This window comes from Devosia sp. Root105 (genome assembly GCF_001424865.1).
Classification (GTDB): Bacteria; Pseudomonadota; Alphaproteobacteria; order Rhizobiales; family Devosiaceae; genus Devosia_A.
Map to the genome: position 1 here is coordinate 277,012 of NZ_LMCR01000018.1, position 17,892 is coordinate 294,903.

Genomic DNA, 17,892 nt, shown 5'->3' on the forward strand with positions numbered 1-17,892 from the left:
GCGGCCGTAAGAACTGGCGGGAGCTTCGATTGGAACCCACGCACGACCGGCAAGTTGATCAAGGGCGATCGAAGCGCGTCAACCGGACGTGGCGGCACAGGGAACAGGTCGGGTTTTTCCGGTTTCCCCACCTGGCCAACGAAACGGCAGCCGAGCCCTTGCCCCGCCCGCTTTGCTCGCATCTCGCCGACGACGTGGTCTCGTCGTTGTGGCGCCAGTCGGGAAAGCCTACCTAAGGCAGATGAAGCAAGACGCAGATGGCGCTGAGTTGGTCGAGCTATGGACGCTGCCCTTTGCTGCGAGGCTGGGCTCGTCGATCCGATCCAAGGGCCTCTATCTCGAAATTCGCGCCCGTCTCCCGGTAGCGGCCAGGAAGTCGCTTTCGGTGAAGGCGGGCGAACTGGCGCTTCGCATGCCGCAAACCGCATCGAAGCAGTTTGCGGCGACATCGGCGCTTGTCTCCCGAGCCCTCGAGGGCATCGAGAGCCTGCCGGTGATCCCGCGTGAGATCGAGGATATCCTGGGCATTTCGACCACCGAGCGCCACCGCTGGCTGAAGGATGGCCGGTTGCCTAGCGCCGGCACCCGCAGCGTGAAACTGCGCGGCCGCGCGAGGAAAGTGACCTTCCACGTGTTCGACCCCCGGGTTGTCGAGGACATCCTCGACCGGGGATTGATCGACACTTGGCGCGAGGACGACGCCGTGACCGCCGCCGAGAACCGGCGCAAGGCCGCCTGGAAGGCGAAACTCACCAGGGCGCGAAAGACCGCCGGCGAGGCCGTGCCCCGCCCGCCTGACGGCGAGCCCTCGGCTCACGACGACGAGGACCGCTTCAAGCTACGAGGCTGGGCTGAATTCGAACGCGACATACTGTAGCGTTGAGCGGGGCCGCAAAGCTGGCGACGGTCAAACCAGCGCTTTCAGCGCCCATTGATCGCCGTGAACAGTGCGGCGCTCATCTCCTCCAGCGTATAGGGCTTATCGATGATGGCGGAGCCGGGCGCGACATCGGCCTGCACGCCATAGCCGGTCGCATAGACGATCGGGATACCCAGATCCTGGAGTCGCTTGGCGACCGGCGTGCTCGGCAGGCCGCCGATATTCACGTCGAGCAAGGCCGCATCCATGCGACTGCCATCGAGCAGACCCAACGCCACATCGATGCGATGGGCGGGCCCCACGACCACGGCGCCAAGCTCCTCCAAAGCATCGACCACCTCCATGGCGAGGAGGTATTCGTCTTCAAGGACGAGGATGTGTTTGCCGGCGAGCGTCGTCATGCGGCGGGGGTTTCGTGCTGACGCGCGATCACGGTGCACTGCAACCCCTCAGGGCGGTAATCCATCCGGACATCGGCGTTGAATTCGGCGCCAAGCGCCTTCTCGATCATGGTGGAGCCAAAACCCCGCCGCGTCGGCTTGGGGACCGGCTCGATGCCATTCTCGGACCACCTGAGCGTCAGCCATCGATCCGGCTGGTCGGTGGTTTCCCAGGAGAAATCCACCGAACCACCGGTGGAGCGCAGCGAGCCGTATTTCACCGCGTTGGTGTAGAGTTCATGCAGTGCCATGGCGGTCGTTACCGCCTGCTTGGGAGCAAGTTGCACCAGGGGGCCGCTGATCCGCACTCGGATATCGGCGTCACCATTGACGGATTTGCGGGCGACCTCCTCCAGCGACGCGCTTTGCCAGCTCTCGGCAGCCAGCAGATTATGCGCCTGGGCCAGGGCCGACAGCCGTCCTTCGAAGGCTTTGACCTTCGGCTCTCCCGTGGCGAGCCCTTTGAAAGTCTGCCGCGCCACCGACTGGACCACCGCGAGGGTGTTCTTCACCCGATGGTTCAACTCGTTGATCAGCAGCTGCTTGTGGAGGTCGGCTTCCTCGCGTTCGGTGACGTCGACATTGACGCCGATCATGCCGTCGAATCCGCCACCCTCATTGAGATGCGGCCGCGCCACGGTTTCGAGCACCCGGTAGGTGCCGTCGCTGCGCCGATAGCGCCCCTTGACGTGCGCACTCGAATTCTCCGTCACCGCCGCCTGCATCGCCTTGATGATGCCGCTACGATCCTCCGGATGGATGGTGTGGCTCCAGTCGAATGAACCGAGATCTTCAACGCCCCAGAAACTGCGCAGCATCTGATTGAGGTGGAGGCAACGCCCAGTGCTGTCGGCGATCCAGATCATGATCGGCGCGTCTTCGGACATCCGCCTGAAGCGATCCTCGCTCTCGCGGATCTGCTGTTCAGCCGCACTGCGCGCCTGTTCGGCACGATAGCGCTCAAGGCTGAAGCCCACTTGCCGCGCGATGGCGACCGCCAGGTCGCGCTCGTGCTGAGTGAAGCCGTGCGGGTCCGGCAGGTAAGTCATGAACTTGCCGACGACCTCGCCCTTGGCCATCAGCGGGATGAACCCGAGGGCGGTGATGCCCTCCGATTTTATGGTGCGCTTCAGCCAATCCGCCTCATCGGTCTCGGCGATATCGGGGACGAAGATCGGCACCGCGTTCCGATCGCCGGGCTTCCATGGCGTGTGCCCATCGACGGCCTTGCGGTAGCTCTCGGACAAGCCGCGCCAGGCCACAAACCGCATTTCGCCGTGGGTGTTGAACAGCAGGATGGAGGCGCGCCGGCAGCCGAGCATATCGCCGATGGCATCGAGGGCGGCTTCGTAGACATCGTCGAGCGCCTCGGCGCGATACAGCCGGTCGGTCAGCCGAAGCAGGGCCGCCGTATCCTCGCCATCGGTGCGCACCAGAACACTTTCGCTCGCAGACATATCACCCCTCGCCCCACGCCCAAGCGCAGCAACGCGCTGTTGCTGAATAAGTTCCCGCCCCGCAGTTAGCGCATTGGCACCGGCGGTCCCGGACGTCGAGGTAGAGCGCGCCACGGTGGATCGATTAACAAACTGATGTGCATTGGAGGCCGCGTCGTGACAGGCTTGCTCCAAACGGGAGGTTGCCATGGATCGCGAGTGGTGGGTCGGCCGAGTGCTGCCGGGCTTTGTCGGAGCCCTGATTTTCTTCATTCTATTGCTGATCTGGAACAGCATTACGGGCGGGACGATCGTCAACGCCTTTGGCGGAGCCAGATCCTCCGACATCGAGGCCGTCCAGCTGCTTGCCGGGCCTGCTGGTTCGAAGGGGGATGTCGGCCCCGCCGGTCCAAAGGGTGACACCGGTGCGGCAGGCCCCGCCGGGCCCGTTGGCGAGACCGGGCCGGTTGGGCCGGCCGGGAGCACCGGGCCGGTTGGCCCCGCTGGCCCCAAGGGTGATTCCGGACCGATCGGTCCGAAAGGCAATGCCGGCCCGACGGGTCCGGCCGGTCCGAAGGGAGACGCGGGCCCGATTGGACCCAAGGGCGATGTTGGTCCGGTCGGACCTGCCGGCCCGAAGGGCGACCCGGGCGTGGCTGGTCCGCGGGGTAATGCCGGCCCCGCCGGTCCGAAGGGGGACACGGGGCCAATCGGTCCTGCGGGCCCCATGGGAGAGATCGTGCCGGCCACTCCGTCGCAATAGGGGAGCGTCGCTGACGGGCCGGGCGGCCCGGAAGTTGCAGACCGACAAGTAGCAACCGGACCCCCACTCGGAGGTGCAGTAGGGGTCCGGCGGCACAGTGAGGTCTGAAGCGAAGGGAGTCGTCACTCAGACGCTGACTAAATCTTCTCTGCCGGCAATGGTTCCCCCAGCGGCTGGCGCCCCGCCCTCCCCACCGCCGTGCCCTCGGTTGCGAGGAGAAACTGATCGCTGATCCCGACGTTGTGCGTCATCAACGAGGGAGGCCGCGATGGCTGACGACAAAAAGAACGTAGGCCGCCCGGATCGGTCGCGTGTGGCCCGAAACGAAGACTATGAAGTGAACGACTTCGCCCATAAGCACGGCATCAGCGTGCAGCGCGCCCTGGAAATCATCGCCGAAGCCGGCGGCAGCCGGGACCGCGCCGATGAGATCGCAAGACGTTCCGCTTGAACGATGCCGGGGAGCGGCAACGGGATGCGCACTGTCTGCGGTGCCATCCCGCTGCCCATGGTGATCCGCCGGCCGTTTCCATTCTAACTCTGCGAGTAGGGATTTCTGGCCCGCTTGCGCTCCTTGGCTGTCCTGGCCTTGGCAATCGCGGCTTCTACTCGCTGCTGTTCCCGCCAGCCATGGGTCCCCTCGATGGCGCGGTCACGAGCTCGAAGCTCGAGAGCGTGCCGGGTCGCCTCTTCGACGGTGGTGGTAGCGACGCTGAGACTGTGGGCACCGCCGGGGGCGCCATAGGGCTTTTCGGACATGGGGAGACTCCGGGATGATGGAGTTCAAGACGATATGCCCCGGTCTGAAACGGGCACAAGCCACGACCGATTGCGGTCTGCCCAGCTCGATCACACTAACCGCTCAATAGTTGCAGATGCGCCCGACAGCGAAATCCAAGCTTGCAAGCGGGCCAGGCCGTTCGCTTCCTCCGGCAAAAAATGAGCCGGCAGCACTCCTCCCGAAGCTCCCGGCTCAACAGTCACCGGCGGCGACCGGCGAAAGGGGGCACTGTGCCTTAGTCGTGCACGCCTGAAATTCACATTTGATTGGCAGTGAGGCTGACCAAATGGAGGTCGCGCCAATGTCGGGCGTCAATGCCGATCGAAACCGCCGCCGGGGGCGGAAAAAAGCGAAACACACCCAGGACGACCAGAATCGCCACGCGGCGGCTCAGGCGGAAGGCGCTTCGTCGCCATCCGGGCGCCACACCAGCTCCTGCTTCATGTCCGCATCCTGCACGATCACCTGCACATACGGCTCGTTGGTGGCGCGTGCAGCTTCGATGGCCGCGTCGATCGCCGCCTGGCGCGAAGTAAAGTGCGCGAAGATGCTCCCACGGAATGTGTACTGCCAGATGTCATCGCGGTGGTTGACGATGAAGTGGTGCTGATTGGCCATGTCGGGTCCTCCTCAGCCGACTTGAACGTCGGGGCGGCAACCTTGTTGCTCGAAGGGTGAAACACGGCCGGCGGCTTTGCGCCCATGGGAGCTGTGTCATGGACTGTCGACCACCCTGCGCCCCGGAACCGCCCAGCGCCTGACTGAGGGTCAAGCGGGTGCTGGTGGCTTGTTCAGGCGACCTGGTGTGCGCCCCATGCCGCGAGGTTCGCGGGTGTGCCTGCCAGCTTGTCGATATCGACGGTCTGCGCCTGGTCGACCAGCACCCTGCCCGCCAGCGTGAGAAGAGCGGAGCCGTCTGCGGTGATCATGATCCAGCCCTTGGAAATCAGCGGCAGGGTCAGGTGGGGCGGTAGACCCGACCCATGCTCGGCCAACCTGACCAAGGCAACTATTTCAGCTGGGGTTGGTCCTGCGAGCACGACATCGCGCATAGTCAATCTCCTGGTTTGCAGGAGACCAGAATGATCTCAATGCCGGCGAGTTCCACGGGCAGGACGACCGCGCTTGCCACGCCAAATTTTTCTGCCGCGCTGAGCACCCGAAGCCAAGTTTGGGGCTGCTCCGGGCACTCAGTTCCGCCGCATCGCTTAGGACGGCGAATTCGCTGGAAGTAGTCCGCTACGGCCTCGGGCCTCGTGCGCGAAATTTCACGACTGTCAGTGAAACCAGGTCAGTCGCGGCGCGCCAATTCGGCGCCCGGCAGGCAGACGAGTGGTTCACTTTGATCGCGCGTCGATTGTGGTCTGCCGCTCCTCCGAATCAAAGACGACGATGTCCGAAGCTCCGGCCAAACGCAGTTCTCGAACCAGTTCGGCAGCCTGCGCCTGGGATTTCACCTCTAGTCTGCCCGTACCAGTCTGCATTCGGTACGTTACTACATAGGCAGCCGAACGCTGCTTGGTGGCACGCCCGATCTTTCTGGAAACAAACCACATACGTTCCCACCCTTGTGGCCCGCATCTCGCTGATACCACCGAAATGCTCGCATAGGATTAATCTGGCCGCCGTTGCGGCACCCATCCGGATGACGGGATGCCGACCGCCTTGAACGCAGTGGCGAGCCTGCCGGCGACGAGCGCCCTCCTATGATCCAGTGATCACCGCGCATTGGCCGAACCTGCAATTTCGCTGAAAGCAACGTCAGTGGCCCGTCACCGCATATAGGGTATGACGCTGCTGTTCGGTTGATCAAACCCTCATCCGGCACGGCGGCACCGCGACAAACTACTTCGCCCCACAGCGGTGCCGCCACCCCCTCGGTGACGGCCCTGGCTCGGCACGTGGTTTCTCACAGGGTGAGGCAATGAACGAACCGAAGCTGCAATGGTGGGTTTTTCCGACATTCCTGTTCCTGATGATCGCCGCTGCCGCCATCGGCGTTGCGCTCGGGGTGCTTATTCAAGGCACCTGATTGCGAGGTCGACGGCGCGCCGGCTGTGCCAGCTTCGGACCTGTCTCCATCGCTCAAGCGGTAAGTTCTATCCAAGCCGGCGCGTGGTCACTGGGCTTGTCCCAACCGCGTGTCTCGACGTCGACACCGGCGTCGCGGAGCGAGCCACGCAATGACGGGCTGATCAGCACGTGGTCCATCCGCAGGCCCGAGCTTCGGTCGTAGCCGCCTCGGTATGAAAAATTCCAGTACGTGTAGATGCCCTTGTCAGGGTGGATGACCCTGAGAGCGTCGATCCAGCCCTGTTCGAGGAGCCTCGCATAGGCTGTTCGCGCTTCCGGGAACATCACCGCGTCCCAAACCCATCGGCCAGGCACGACTGCATCGATGTCCGTTGGCACCACGTTGAAGTCGCCACAAAGCACGGTCGGTGCGCCAGCCGCCAGCAGCGCCCGCGCATGGTCGAGCAGGCGTTCGAACCAGCGCATCTTGTACTCGAATTTCGGTCCGGGGGCGGGGTTGCCATTGGGCAGGTAAAGGCATCCGACGATGAGATCACCGACCTGGGCCTCGAGATAGCGGCTGTGAGTATCGTCTGGATCTCCGGGCAAGCCGCGGCGGCGCTCGATGGGTGCGGTCCCACGAGCCAGGATGGCGACCCCGTTGTAGGATTTTTGTCCATGCCAGATCGAGTGGAACCCCGCCTCCGTGATGGCAGCTTCGGGGAACTTCTCGTCGGAGGTTTTCAGCTCCTGCAGGCACACTACATCGCTCTCGGTTTCGGCCAGCCACCTCAGCAGCACCGGCAACCGTCCATTGACGCCATTAACGTTGAAGGTGGCGAGTGTAGTCATTGCCGAGGATCCTTCGATTGGGCCAGTGGCCCACGCATAGGGATGGTCAGTGTCGCTTCAGGCCGGCGTCTTCCATCGCGTCGTCGATGGCTTCCGCAGCTTCTTGCTCGACGCGCTTTCGCTCCTCCTCGATCTCTCGCGCATCGAGGTGCTCGAGCCCGACGACCTTGTTGGTGGCGGGCGAGTGTTCGATCAGGTAGTCGAGCTTGACGTGCAGGGCCGCCTCGCTGCGCGCGCCGGCGACAAGAATAACGCCGCTGATCACGATAGCCGCGACCGACAGGAAGATATTGAAGGCGAACATGAAGCCTTCATTGAACTGCATTGCGGCCCCAATCCCGATGCCCACCATCAAAGCCACAAACGTGGCGACGAACCCCCGCCAGTCCGACAGGAAGTCGGCGAGGCGGTAAATCAGTCCGCTGATGCGGCTGGAAGGTGCTTGCTTCATGGTGGCATCGATAACGTGCCTGATGGAATTTGGATGCGGGCCCGCGGGAGGGCGATCAGCCCGGCGCGATTACTAGTGATCGCGATCTTGACGCGACGACGTCGGTTTATGTCGCGTGGCAACCTTGCCCTGCTCGCCGAAGTTGACCTCCTCAGCATCAAGGAGAGCACCATGGCATCCAAAGCTACAGCTCAGCGGCAGCGGGACATTCAGGCAGAGGTCGCGACAGCCGATGCCGCCACCCCAAAAAAACGGGAAGTGGCCATGCAGGCGGGCGCCCGCCCCTACCCTGAACCGCCATTTCCGAAGCAGCATCAGCCCAAGCCGGGAGCCGAGTTCAAACTGGATCCCGCCCCGCTCTATGACGCGCCGTTCTATCTTGGCTCGAAGAAGCTCGCCGGAAAGGTAGCTTTGATCACCGGCGGCGACTCCGGCATCGGTCGGGCGGTGGCCGTGCTATTTGCCCGTGAGGGCGCCGACGTGGTGATCGCACATCTCTCCGAGGACCGAGATGCGGCGGAAACCAAGGCCGCAGTCGAAAATGAGGGCCGCAGCGCCATCGTGATCAAAGGTGATGTGCGCAATCGCGCCTTCTGCGAGGATGCAGTCGAGCAGACCATCGCGGCGTTCGGCCACCTCGACGTCCTGATCAACAACGCCGCCTTTCAGGTCCACACCAAGCGTATCGAGGACCTGAGCGAAGAGCATTTCGACGAAACGCTGAAGACCAACCTCTACGGCTATTTCTTCATGGCGCAGGCGGCAGCCAAGGTGATGAAGGCGGGCTCGGCCATCATCAATACGGGCTCGGTCACCGGCATCGAGGGTAGCCCGGCGCTACTGGATTATTCCATGACCAAGGGCGGCATCCACGCCTTCACCCGGTCACTGGCGGGTCAATTGTTGGAGCGGCATATCCGGGTTAACTGCGTCGCGCCGGGGCCGGTATGGACCCCGCTCAATCCCTCCGACAAGGAGGCCGATGACGTCAGCAAGTTCGGTTCAAAGGTGCCGATGAAGCGTCCGGCGCAACCGGAAGAAATCGCGCCAGCCTATGTCTTTCTCGCCAGTCCGCAGATGTCGAGCTACATCACCGGAGAAATTCTGCCCATCATCGGCGGCTATGGCGGCGGCTAAGCCGAACCGAAGCCGGCTCAGTCCCGGAGGAACCTCTGGAGAGCCCTCGCCAGTTCGTCCGGCGCCTCTTCGGCCATGTGGTGCCCACTGTCGATCGCGTGGCCGGTCACGGCAGGCGCCCAGCGTCGCCAGATCGTGAGAGGATCGCCGTATAGCAGTTCCATGTCGTCGCGTTTGGACCACAGGTGCAGCGTCGGACAAGCTATGGTTCTCCCCGCGGCGCGATCGGCCTCATCGTGGCTTCGATCGATCCCCAGGCCGGCACGATAATCTTCGACCATGCCGTGCACGGTGGCCGGATCCGACGTGGCGGACCGGAAGTCGCGGTAGGCTTCTTCACCCATGAACTCGGGCGTTGCCGCGTACCACGCAACGGGATCTGCGAGGATGGCGCGCTCCGGTTTTTCCGGCTGCGCGAAGAAGAACCAATGCCACCACAGCTCGGCAAACCGGGCGTCGCACCGTTCCAGTGCCTCGACGATAGGGACGCCGTCCAGCACGGCCAGCTTTGTGATCTTGTCGGGGTGATCCAGGGCCGCGCGAAAAGCGACATAGCTGCCTCGGTCATGGCCGACGATGGCAAACCTGTCATGGCCCAGCCGCGCCATCAGCTCGATACAGTCACGCGCCTTCGCCCGCTTCGACGATCCGGCGTGATCCGGCGCATCGGCGGGGTGGCTCGATTGGCCGAAACCCCTGAGGTCGGGACACACCACGCTGAAGGATGGGGCAAGACGATCCGCCACCTGCCCCCAGGTCATGTGGGTGCGCGGGTGGCCATGCAACAGCAGCACCGGCGGCCCCTTTCCACCATGACGCACCCTCAGGCGGGCCTCGGATAGATCGACGAAATCGAGCTCGAATCCCTCGAACATCCCTCGTACCTCTGCACCTGATCGAGGGTTTCTAGCTGGTCGCAGTAATCGCGACGCGGATCGCAACGCTGCTGCCGAACAACAGCAGGCCGAGATAACCCATGAGCGGATCGGCGTCGTGGCGACCGACAAACGGTACTTCCCGGGGAAGACCGTACTTCACCATGATCGCCGCACCGGAAACATTCAACGCCAACAACATCCATGCCGCAACTTGCACGCGACCCCTCGCGGACTGAAATCATCCCTCCCCACCATAACGGCTTCAGCGACCCCGTCGGCAAGTGCTGAACCATCCCGCTCTTTCTGCGTTCGCAACGCAAAGCAACCAAAGGAGACGATGATGCCCGCCACTGAAGCCGAGGTCGTTCGCTGGATCGCGCCATGGCCGCTGGCGGCCAGGACCTCGAAGTTCGCTACGACAGCAAGAAGACTGGCGCCACGCGGTCAAGCCGGCGGTGACGTCCGCTGGCATCAGCCGTCCGAAGGTGTAGCAAGCTTGGCACTGATGTCCCCACGCTATCAATGATGGAGATTTCCATGTCTGCACTGACCACCCACGAACAGATCAAGGACCGCGCCTACACCCTCTGGGAGGCCGACGGCCGACCGGAAGGGCGAGATAAACATTACTGGGAGAGCGCCGAACGGCAGCTTTCCGAAGAGCTTGGCCTGGATCTTTCAGCCGAGCAGACCGAGGTAGAACAGCCCCCGCTGGTGGCGGGGTTTCCAAGCCACTGATGCCCCAGCGCCGACCTAAACTGTTGTGTGAACCAACGTCCGCTGCCGACGTTTCTCAAGCTCCCGACCACGAGGAGATCCAACCATGGCAATCACGAGCCGTGTACGAGCCCAGGACTGGGCCAAGGTGAGCATTGCTGCAGCAATATTCTTGATGGGTGTTTCGTCGGGCGCGTCTGCGCAGGATCGCACCATCGAGGGCAAAGCGGTCCCCGACGATCAGGTGGCGGCAGTCGAGAAACTCTGTGCTGAGTTGCAACTTCAGCAAGGTGCGACCGGCACGCAAGAGCCTGAGACCAGCATGGATCAGACCACGGAGGACAAGCTCAAATCCGATGCCGAGGTGGCGGGCGAGCTGGACCTGTCGTCCATCACGCTTGAGCAATGCGTAACGGGTGGGTTTGTCCAACAGGGTACAAACACCAACCAGTAGCGCGGCAATTGCCCGCAAAATTGATCAAATGCAACCAACTCGACTCTGGTGGGTGCGGTAGTGTCTGTCGCGGGGGCCGACATGCACGAGAACCATTTTCGGGAATCGTTATTCGCCTCGACGTCGATCAAACCCTTTGCCACCCGCCTACACAGTCTTCGTCTCGATTTTCTAGAAGTTCTCCGCACCCTCGGCGACACAAACCTCCACATCCTCCATCGGTCCCGCGCCGTCAGCCGGCTAGACGACTTGGAATCCCAGGCGGCAACCCTGCTCGAGGATTTCCTGAAGACGGCACCGTCAGAGGACCCAACGGGCAAATTTGGCGATTTCAAGCTTCGGCTTGAATCCTTCCTTGCCGAGTTTGCCGCTCAACGCGGGCTCGACTGAACAGTCGCCGCATCGCCTGCGGCGACCCCGGCAGGAAAGTTCGTTTCGGTCGTCAATATCAAATGACAATCTTCCGAGTAATTTGATCCGGAACGAAGCTCAAACGGCAAGGTTGGTTTGTCCTAGGGATGATCCTTAGCGGAGAAACAAAATGGCCAACCAGCAGAGTTCAAGCGGCAACAAGTCATCGGGCAACGGCAACTCGTCCGGTAACGGAAACAAGTCTGGCAGCTCCCAGTCTAAAGGCTCCGGCAGCGAGAAATCGTCGTCCGGCACGCAGGGCGGCACCCGGGAGCAGCATGCCGAAGCCGGTCGCCAGAGCCACAAGAACGACAAGTAACCACCCGCCGGCCCGCTCCTTTTTAGGGGCGGGCCTTTCCTTGGGAGGACACCATGTCCAAGGCATACTCGGAGGACCGTTTCCCGTCCCCGCGGATTCCACCGAAGCTGAAGAATACTGCACGAACCCCGCCCGTGCATGAGAAGCTGCCACGTATGACGAAGGAAGCGATCTTCGATGAGGACCGCGAACGCTCGGCAACGTGGGGCGTGCATCAGCAGGACGAGCAGAACTAGCGGTGGGCATCGCTTCGCTTTGTGCAGGGAGTGCCCTTGGTCCCCCAGCTTGCGACCCGCTACGACAAGAAGAGTCGTCGGGCTCTCCTGCTCACCCGTCGCTGCCCTAACGTGTTTCGGAAGTCGTGAGGCTCTACGACCGCTCCCATCGGAACAACCGTGCGCATAAGGCGTTGCCCTCGTTATTCGACGGAGGTGATCGTGGCAGTTCGACCATACTGGAAAGGCTACCTGAAGCTGTCGTTGGTGACGTGCGCAGTGACGCTCTCGCCGGCGACCACAGAGGGCAACCGCGTTCGCTTCCACACTCTCAACCGCACCACCGGTGACCGGATCTACACCCGGTACGTCGACGCCGAGACCGGGCGGACGGTGGATGACGATCACCAGGTGAAGGCGTACGAGAAGGCCGAAGACGAGTTCGTCATCCTTGAAGATGAGGAACTCGACGCCGTGAAACTCGACAGCGTCCGCACCATCGACATCGACGAATTTGTCGAGGCCGATACCGTGGAGTGGACCTATTTCGACACGCCCTATTTCGTGGTGCCGGCCGACGAGGTCGGTGAAGAGGCTTTTTCCGTCATTCGCGAGGCGATGGCCGAACAGAACGTGGTGGGTATCTCTCGCCTCGTCCTCGGCAATCGCGAGCGCGCAGTGATGCTGCAGCCCTGGGATACCGGCATATTGCTCTGGACGCTCCGCTTCGGCGACGAAGTGCGGGATGAAGACGAGTATTTCGAGAAGGTCGACGAGGCAAAGCCCGACAAGGAAATGCTCAGCATGGTCGAGAAGATCATCGAGGAGCGCACAGCCGCCTGGAACAAGGACATGGTCAAAGACCCCGTGCAGGCCAAGCTCAAAGAGATCATCAAGGCCAAGGAGTCGCCTAAGCGGAAATCGAAGCCTGCAAAGGCCGAGGCCGAGGCCGAGCCCGAAGCTCCCACCAATGTCATCAATCTCATGGCGGCTTTGAAGAAGAGCCTGGAGAACAGGCCCGGTCAGCAAGCCAAAGGCGGGCGCTAACCCGCCTTTCGCTGTGCGGGAGCAGTTTTCTTAGCTGGCGCAGCCTTGTTCGTTTTCGACTTGCTGGCAGAACGACGCGGCGCCGACTCGCCCTTGGCGCCGGCGCTGAGCCGTAGCGCCTCAAGCAGGTCGTTCTTCTTCGTTGGCTTGGGAGGACGAAGTGGCACAATCTTCTTGCCGTTGATCTTGGCCTGCACCAGATCGGCCAGAGCCTCCTCATAGCGATCGTCGAACTTGCTCGGGTCGAACTCGCCGGCCTTCGTCTTCAGAATATGCTTGGCCAGATCGAGCATTTCCGGCTCGATCTTGCTCTTCTTGATCCCTTTGAAGGCGTCGGACGCGGAACGGACCTCGTAGTCGAAGTTCAGCGTAGTTGCGATCAACCCGTCGTGGTGTGCACGGATCAGAACCGGCCTCAGCCGCCGGAACAACACGGCGTGCGCGATTGCAGCCGCCTTTCGCTCTCGCAACGCCTCGCGGATCAGGACGAAGGTTTCGTTCCCAATGTCGGTGGTCGGCAGCAGGTAATAGGGTTTGTCAAAGTAGGTGGGCTCGATTTTGTTGCAGGCAATGAATTGGTCGACCGTGAGAGCCTTGTCACTGTTCGGCACCGCGGCTGCGATCTCCTCGGGCTCGAGCACCACGTATTGGCCATCGCTGGTCTCGTAGCCCTTCACCTGGTCCTCGTGCTCGACCGGCTTGTCCGTTTTCTCATCGACATAGAGCCGCTTGAGGCGGTTTCCGGTGCTCCGATTGACCATGTGGAGCGAGATGCGCTCCGACTGCGACGCGGCTGCGTACATCGACACGGGGCACACGATCTCCGCGATCTTTATGACACCCTTCCAGATTGCTCGAGCTGCCAATTTGCGCGACCTCCGTTGAGACCTCACAACGGTTGGAGAGCGAGCCTGTTCCCTCTCCGGAGCTGGGAAGGGCCGGCGGTGTGGCGCACACCCTCACCCCGCCCTTCTCTATCCCTGCCGACCGATGGACAGCTGGGGCTATAGGCGCGGGAGGGATCCTTGAGGGTGCCCGCAGCGCCGGCGGTAAGTCCAGCTTGGTGAGGCCTGACTTATGGCCTGGCTTTGGCTGTGTAAGCCGGACCCGGCTGGGAGGGACAGCGGGGCCCGGCGGCACACAGGGCCCGAGGCCAGGGAGGGGCAACCTCAGGCCAGATTCCAACCTCAGGAGTGCGATTTGGTTCCGACGCTGTCGGCCCTCGACAACGACGGAACCTGCTGACCCTACGGAAGTTTGAGGCTGCAACGGGAGCCTCAAAATGTACGAAGAAAACTCGTCACCCTCGCGCGTCATGAGTCCGCTGATCACTCAGCGGAAGCTGGCAAGGGAGAGGGTTGCACCTTACCTGCCTGACCTGAAGCGCTGGCGGAGCAAGTCGCTGCAGTTGCGCGCCATGCACAACTCTCGCCATCAAACGGCGGACGCACTGGCTGCCGGCGAAATGCAGCTGGCCGCTTTGCGAAGAGAGATGGAGATGACCCGTCAGGCGTTCATTCTTGAGATGGATGACATCCGTGAAATGCCTGCTGTCGTCGACTATCTTGCGGCCCTCGATAATCTGATACGGGGCTGAGGGACTGGACCTTAGCCGCCAAACAGGTGGGTAAGGTTGCCGACCAGATAGATACCGGCTGCGATGAGCGCGACGGTCACAAGCCACGCGACGATCATCCATCCAATGCCGTACCGCCCCCTAAGCACGATGCTCCTCCCCAGGCCGGATCATCCGCCGTCTGCCATGGCCCATGCATCGAGCTGCACCATACGCCCTTTTCCTTAGCTGCAACAGTTCGTGTTCAAACGCGGAGGGCATGATTGCAACCAAGCTTCTCGTGCCACGTATTCCGTGACTGGTGGAGGCTATCATGCGGTATTACTTCGACATTTTCGATGGCGCGGGCTGGGCCCGAGACGACGTTGGCGTGGAATGCGCTAGCGACCGAAGGGCCCGTCACCAGGCGGTGCTGGCACTGACCGAGCTTGCCCGTGAATTGCTGCCGTCCGATGGCCCGTCGAAAGAACTCATCATCCGGGTGAGGCACGGCAACGACGCAGCCTTCTCAGTTCGGCTGGCCTTCGATACATCGGCGGGACCGGCACTGGCCGATCCCTCACTTGTCGCCTGAACAAGATCAGCCTCTCAAGGGCCAGTGCCCGGTCAACAGGGCATAGATCACCCCGCCCGCCAGGGTTGCGCCTATAGCCACAGCGCCAATTTCTGCCCACCGGGGCAGTCCCTTCTTGAACAGTAGCGGTGCATAAATGGCGAGAGCCAGCAGTAGTGTCGCGACAGCGACATGGACCAGCAACTGATAGGCAGCGACCACTCCCACCTCCCCATTCCGCGTCATAAACCGCGCGCTTGTGCGGCGGTTCCCGTCCGAGGCTGCGGGAACTGCAATTTCGCTGACGCTCGCACTCAGTCGGACGTCAGACAGTGTCTGGTAGTGTCGGCAGACTGCACCGATAGGCCGCGTCACGGTGCAGGAAACAAGACCAGTCGGCGCCCCCTATGGTGTGCCGCCCATTGGGGTGGCGCCGACACCTCCCAAGAGGTGCAAAATGGCAAGCGCATTGATTTCCGCGGGTACTTTCCCATCAGTCGTCGCCATCTCCGGAACGATGACGGTCATCGGGATCGGTTTCGCAGCAGATACGGCCTCGAAGGTTGCGGCGGCCACGTCGGTGAAGACTATCTTCCGCCTGCCTGACATGCGGGCCGAAGATCTGAATATCGCCAGATCGGTGCCGGTGGCGTTGCGGGTCCCCAAAACGCCAGGTCCGCTGGCCGCGCCGCCGGCGCCGACCTTTACCCACATATTGGCAGTGGCATCCCTCAGAGCCGCTTCGGACCATCGTAGCGCGGCAGGCGCGCGCTCAAGTATCGGGCACAGTCGACCGCTTCCGGCCCCTTGGTCCGGGAGCCACATTCGACGGGCATCGCTGCATACAGGATGCCTGTCGGCTCGCCACTAGCGGAATGGGTGTCATCGGGCAAACCGCTGCGCCTAGCCTTGGCCGATGACGCTCAGGTGCCGGTGGGTCCGCCGCAAACGCCACCGGCACTTCTACGTCCATGAGGTTGGGCACACAGACTGCATTGATGCGCGCGGCTCGCTGTTCCAGCCGGCGCACCAAGTAAGGAATGAACATAGAAGAAGATCCGCTTGCCGATCGCTCCGTGGTCCACTGGTCTAGATTCACCACACGAACTTCGTTCGCGACACTACGGGCCGGGGCCGGCCAATTGCTGCTCGTCAATAGGTTTGCATCACCCGGTTGTAGACTTCCAGAGCCTCGGGTCCATCGAGGATTTCGAGCAGGAGGTCCAACAGTTCATCGCGGCTGATGCCGCTGCCGGCAGGCAGCGCTGCCTTCACGACGGCGACGGATTTCGCCACCACCGTCTCGGCTTTGGTATGGCGGGTGAACTGCAGCATGATCGCCATCTCAGTTATCCTCAATGCTGTGGAGTTCTCGCAGGCGCACCTTGAGCGGCTCGGGCAGGTCGAGCTTGGCAATCAGTTCCATCGCTACTTGCTGCTGCGACGGTGGTTGAGTTTTCGGTTGGGCCTTGGCCCACGCAAGGGCGCCGCCGAGCGTAAAGCGCACGCTGGGGGCTGGTGGCTTGTGAGAAAATTTCGACATGAACACGCCTCGCACTTAATGAGCGAAGTCAACCTGTCCAGGCCCCCTCAGTTCCCAAACTAACGGTCGTGCCACCAGCAATTCTCCCACGACGGCAGTAATATTCTGCTCAGCCGAAATAATCCCAACGCGTGGCTGCCCGGGACACGGCATTAGCTTCGCAGGTGATCGAACCTAACGACATCCAGCCATGAAGGGACGGATCCCGAATGGGAGGCGCAGTGGGGTCCGGCGCTCAGTCGGCTAGGGGTCAGGCGACGTCCCCCCGGCCTTTGTCTCAATCTCGGCCCGCACCGATGGCTCCACAATGCCGGCCCTTCGCTTGACCGCTCGGGGCAATCAAAACCACCGCCCCGTTCTCTCCGGTATCGCCGATATGTCATTTGTAAATGTCCGGCCTCGATGACCCGGCTAGGATACTTGCAAGCCGGACGAGCAGGCGCCTCACCGGTACCTTTGATCTCGCTGCTTCCGGGCGTTCTGGCAAAGCGCGTCGAGCCTGCCGTTCCATCATCGGGTGGATGGTCCTCATGCGTTTACAAAGTGACATGATCCCTCACTCGACCCCTTCCACGGCGCTCGTCGTGGAGACGAACTACCTGATTGCCTCGGTGATTGAGGCCCCGCTGCTCAGCGCCGGCTACCAGGTGGCGATTGCCGCCGACCCTGACGAAGCGTTCGCGCTGCTCGATACCCGCGACATCGGTCTGGCACTGATCGACTTCCGCCTGCAGCACGGCGAGCCGGAAGGACTGGTTGCCCGGCTGCGACAACGGGGCATCCCCTTCATTTTCTGCACCGCGGCGAGTGTCGAGGAGGTGTTCGAGCACTTCCCCAACGCGCGGGTGATGCTGAAGCCCTTCAGCGATCAGGAGCTGCTCACGGCGGTCGCCGCCCTGGTGTCCGACCGCGGCTCGTATGTAGGCCCCTGAGCTTCAAATCGATGGAGATCCACCATGCAAAGCTACGACACGACGCGCCAACGCAACGCCCAGATCAGCGTGCTGGAGCAGCGGCGGGCCAACGACACGCTGAGGCCGTTCATCGGCGCCCTGCAAGGCTGGAACGCCAAGGCAGCGCGCCTCCGCGCCCTGGTGGACTCGTTCTACAGCAGTGAAGAGGACCGGGCTCTGGCTCGCCTCGAAAGCGGCGCGCTGCTCGCCGAGATCCGGCGGCGCCATACCGAACTGCATGCCGCGATCAAGGGCGAGCCCCCGCACAGCCGGCTCGACGATGCCGATGCGGCGTTTCGGCGGCTGATCGACCAGTTGCAGATCGTATCGGCCCGCGGCCTGTCCGGGCCTCCACCCACGCAAGCGGCGACATGGGGTGTCCATCAGCAGGATGAGCAAAACTGAAGCCGGTCCGCGTCGCCGACGCCATGATGACGCTGTTGTTCTGGATTCTGGTGCTGGCGGCGGTCGTG

Annotated in this window: 26 protein-coding genes; 13 read left to right on the forward strand and 13 right to left on the reverse strand. The window is 62.4% G+C overall.

Translation table 11 applies throughout. The features are described from left to right. The first annotated feature begins 241 nt into the window (after positions 1 to 241). A complete protein-coding gene (locus ASC68_RS21630; protein ID WP_055883947.1) occupies positions 242 to 877 on the forward strand; it encodes a hypothetical protein in 636 nt (211 codons plus the stop codon). 44 nt (positions 878 to 921) lie between these two features. Here the strand turns inward: ASC68_RS21630 and ASC68_RS21635 are convergent, their stop codons facing one another. Next, a complete protein-coding gene (locus ASC68_RS21635) occupies positions 922 to 1,281 on the reverse strand; it encodes a response regulator (RefSeq protein WP_055883950.1) in 360 nt (119 codons plus the stop codon). After that, complete coding sequence (locus ASC68_RS21640; protein WP_082528368.1) at positions 1,278 to 3,104, reverse strand: HWE histidine kinase domain-containing protein; 1,827 nt, start codon at positions 3,102 to 3,104, stop codon at positions 1,278 to 1,280. The genes ASC68_RS21635 and ASC68_RS21640 overlap by 4 nt, the downstream gene beginning before the upstream one ends. 683 nt (positions 3,105 to 3,787) lie before the next feature. Here ASC68_RS21640 and ASC68_RS21650 point away from each other — a divergent pair. Beyond that, complete coding sequence (locus tag ASC68_RS21650; protein WP_055883959.1) at positions 3,788 to 3,970, forward strand: DUF3606 domain-containing protein; 183 nt, start codon at positions 3,788 to 3,790, stop codon at positions 3,968 to 3,970. A gap of 83 nt (positions 3,971 to 4,053) precedes the next feature. Here the strand turns inward: ASC68_RS21650 and ASC68_RS21655 are convergent, their stop codons facing one another. From ASC68_RS21655 to ASC68_RS21680, 5 genes are all read right to left on the reverse strand, one after another. Continuing rightward, a complete protein-coding gene (locus ASC68_RS21655) occupies positions 4,054 to 4,278 on the reverse strand; it encodes a hypothetical protein (RefSeq protein WP_055883962.1) in 225 nt (74 codons plus the stop codon). A 412-nt stretch (positions 4,279 to 4,690) separates the two neighbouring features. Then, positions 4,691 to 4,918, reverse strand: coding sequence for a DUF2188 domain-containing protein (locus ASC68_RS21660; protein ID WP_055883966.1), 228 nt, complete (start codon positions 4,916 to 4,918; stop codon positions 4,691 to 4,693). Between the two features lie 173 nt (positions 4,919 to 5,091). Further along, on the reverse strand, positions 5,092 to 5,352 hold the full coding sequence (locus ASC68_RS21665) for a hypothetical protein (RefSeq protein WP_055883968.1): 261 nt from the start codon (positions 5,350 to 5,352) through the stop codon (positions 5,092 to 5,094). Between the two features lie 1,033 nt (positions 5,353 to 6,385). Continuing rightward, positions 6,386 to 7,165, reverse strand: a complete 780-nt coding sequence (xth, locus tag ASC68_RS21675) for an exodeoxyribonuclease III (protein ID WP_055883974.1) — start codon at positions 7,163 to 7,165, stop codon at positions 6,386 to 6,388. A 46-nt stretch (positions 7,166 to 7,211) separates the two neighbouring features. Beyond that, positions 7,212 to 7,616, reverse strand: coding sequence for a low affinity iron permease family protein (locus ASC68_RS21680; protein WP_055883977.1), 405 nt, complete (start codon positions 7,614 to 7,616; stop codon positions 7,212 to 7,214). 171 nt (positions 7,617 to 7,787) lie between these two features. Here ASC68_RS21680 and ASC68_RS21685 point away from each other — a divergent pair, with 171 nt between their 5' ends. Next, positions 7,788 to 8,753 (forward strand): SDR family oxidoreductase, encoded by a 966-nt coding sequence (locus ASC68_RS21685; protein ID WP_055884430.1) that lies wholly within the window; start codon positions 7,788 to 7,790, stop codon positions 8,751 to 8,753. Between the two features lie 17 nt (positions 8,754 to 8,770). Here the strand turns inward: ASC68_RS21685 and ASC68_RS21690 are convergent, their stop codons facing one another. Then, positions 8,771 to 9,628 carry an alpha/beta hydrolase gene (locus tag ASC68_RS21690; protein ID WP_055883980.1) on the reverse strand — a complete coding sequence of 286 codons (858 nt, stop codon included), beginning with the start codon at positions 9,626 to 9,628 and terminating at the stop codon, positions 8,771 to 8,773. Positions 9,629 to 9,659: 31 nt separating this feature from the next. Continuing rightward, positions 9,660 to 9,848, reverse strand: a complete 189-nt coding sequence (locus ASC68_RS28740) for a hypothetical protein (RefSeq protein WP_156384718.1) — start codon at positions 9,846 to 9,848, stop codon at positions 9,660 to 9,662. A 320-nt stretch (positions 9,849 to 10,168) separates the two neighbouring features. Here ASC68_RS28740 and ASC68_RS21695 point away from each other — a divergent pair, with 320 nt between their 5' ends. From ASC68_RS21695 to ASC68_RS21715, 6 genes are all read left to right on the forward strand, one after another. Continuing rightward, positions 10,169 to 10,369, forward strand: a complete 201-nt coding sequence (locus ASC68_RS21695; RefSeq protein WP_055883984.1) for a DUF2934 domain-containing protein — start codon at positions 10,169 to 10,171, stop codon at positions 10,367 to 10,369. Between the two features lie 85 nt (positions 10,370 to 10,454). Then, positions 10,455 to 10,802, forward strand: a complete 348-nt coding sequence (locus ASC68_RS21700) for a hypothetical protein (protein WP_055883987.1) — start codon at positions 10,455 to 10,457, stop codon at positions 10,800 to 10,802. An 81-nt stretch (positions 10,803 to 10,883) separates the two neighbouring features. Then, positions 10,884 to 11,192: a hypothetical protein gene (locus ASC68_RS21705; RefSeq protein WP_156387408.1), complete on the forward strand. Its 309-nt coding sequence runs from the start codon at positions 10,884 to 10,886 to the stop codon at positions 11,190 to 11,192. A gap of 151 nt (positions 11,193 to 11,343) precedes the next feature. Next, on the forward strand, positions 11,344 to 11,532 hold the full coding sequence (locus ASC68_RS21710) for a hypothetical protein (protein ID WP_055883993.1): 189 nt from the start codon (positions 11,344 to 11,346) through the stop codon (positions 11,530 to 11,532). Between the two features lie 53 nt (positions 11,533 to 11,585). Then, complete coding sequence (locus tag ASC68_RS28745) at positions 11,586 to 11,768, forward strand: hypothetical protein (RefSeq protein ID WP_156384720.1); 183 nt, start codon at positions 11,586 to 11,588, stop codon at positions 11,766 to 11,768. A gap of 201 nt (positions 11,769 to 11,969) precedes the next feature. Continuing rightward, positions 11,970 to 12,794 carry a Ku protein gene (locus ASC68_RS21715; RefSeq protein WP_055883996.1) on the forward strand — a complete coding sequence of 275 codons (825 nt, stop codon included), beginning with the start codon at positions 11,970 to 11,972 and terminating at the stop codon, positions 12,792 to 12,794. Here ASC68_RS21715 and ASC68_RS21720 read toward each other — a convergent pair. Beyond that, on the reverse strand, positions 12,791 to 13,660 hold the full coding sequence (locus ASC68_RS21720) for a Ku protein (RefSeq protein ID WP_055883999.1): 870 nt from the start codon (positions 13,658 to 13,660) through the stop codon (positions 12,791 to 12,793). The genes ASC68_RS21715 and ASC68_RS21720 overlap by 4 nt on opposite strands. A 416-nt stretch (positions 13,661 to 14,076) precedes the next feature. On the opposite strand from ASC68_RS21720, the gene ASC68_RS21725 reads away from it, so the two are divergent. Together ASC68_RS21725 and ASC68_RS21730 are read left to right on the forward strand one after the other, a co-directional pair. Beyond that, positions 14,077 to 14,391: a hypothetical protein gene (locus ASC68_RS21725; protein ID WP_055884003.1), complete on the forward strand. Its 315-nt coding sequence runs from the start codon at positions 14,077 to 14,079 to the stop codon at positions 14,389 to 14,391. A 292-nt stretch (positions 14,392 to 14,683) separates the two neighbouring features. Next, positions 14,684 to 14,944, forward strand: coding sequence for a hypothetical protein (locus ASC68_RS21730; protein ID WP_055884006.1), 261 nt, complete (start codon positions 14,684 to 14,686; stop codon positions 14,942 to 14,944). 384 nt (positions 14,945 to 15,328) lie between these two features. Here the strand turns inward: ASC68_RS21730 and ASC68_RS21740 are convergent, their stop codons facing one another. The 3 genes from ASC68_RS21740 to ASC68_RS28750 form a co-directional block, all read right to left on the reverse strand. After that, complete coding sequence (locus ASC68_RS21740) at positions 15,329 to 15,637, reverse strand: hypothetical protein (RefSeq protein WP_055884012.1); 309 nt, start codon at positions 15,635 to 15,637, stop codon at positions 15,329 to 15,331. A 438-nt stretch (positions 15,638 to 16,075) separates the two neighbouring features. Beyond that, positions 16,076 to 16,267: a hypothetical protein gene (locus tag ASC68_RS21745; protein ID WP_055884015.1), complete on the reverse strand. Its 192-nt coding sequence runs from the start codon at positions 16,265 to 16,267 to the stop codon at positions 16,076 to 16,078. Between the two features lies 1 nt (position 16,268). After that, positions 16,269 to 16,466, reverse strand: coding sequence for a hypothetical protein (locus ASC68_RS28750; protein WP_156387409.1), 198 nt, complete (start codon positions 16,464 to 16,466; stop codon positions 16,269 to 16,271). Positions 16,467 to 16,996: 530 nt separating this feature from the next. Between ASC68_RS28750 and ASC68_RS21750 the strand changes: the two genes are divergently transcribed. Next, positions 16,997 to 17,398, forward strand: a complete 402-nt coding sequence (locus ASC68_RS21750) for a response regulator (RefSeq protein WP_197421361.1) — start codon at positions 16,997 to 16,999, stop codon at positions 17,396 to 17,398. A 24-nt stretch (positions 17,399 to 17,422) separates the two neighbouring features. Then, a complete protein-coding gene (locus ASC68_RS21755) occupies positions 17,423 to 17,824 on the forward strand; it encodes a hypothetical protein (protein WP_055884020.1) in 402 nt (133 codons plus the stop codon). Positions 17,825 to 17,892: the final 68 nt, after the last annotated feature.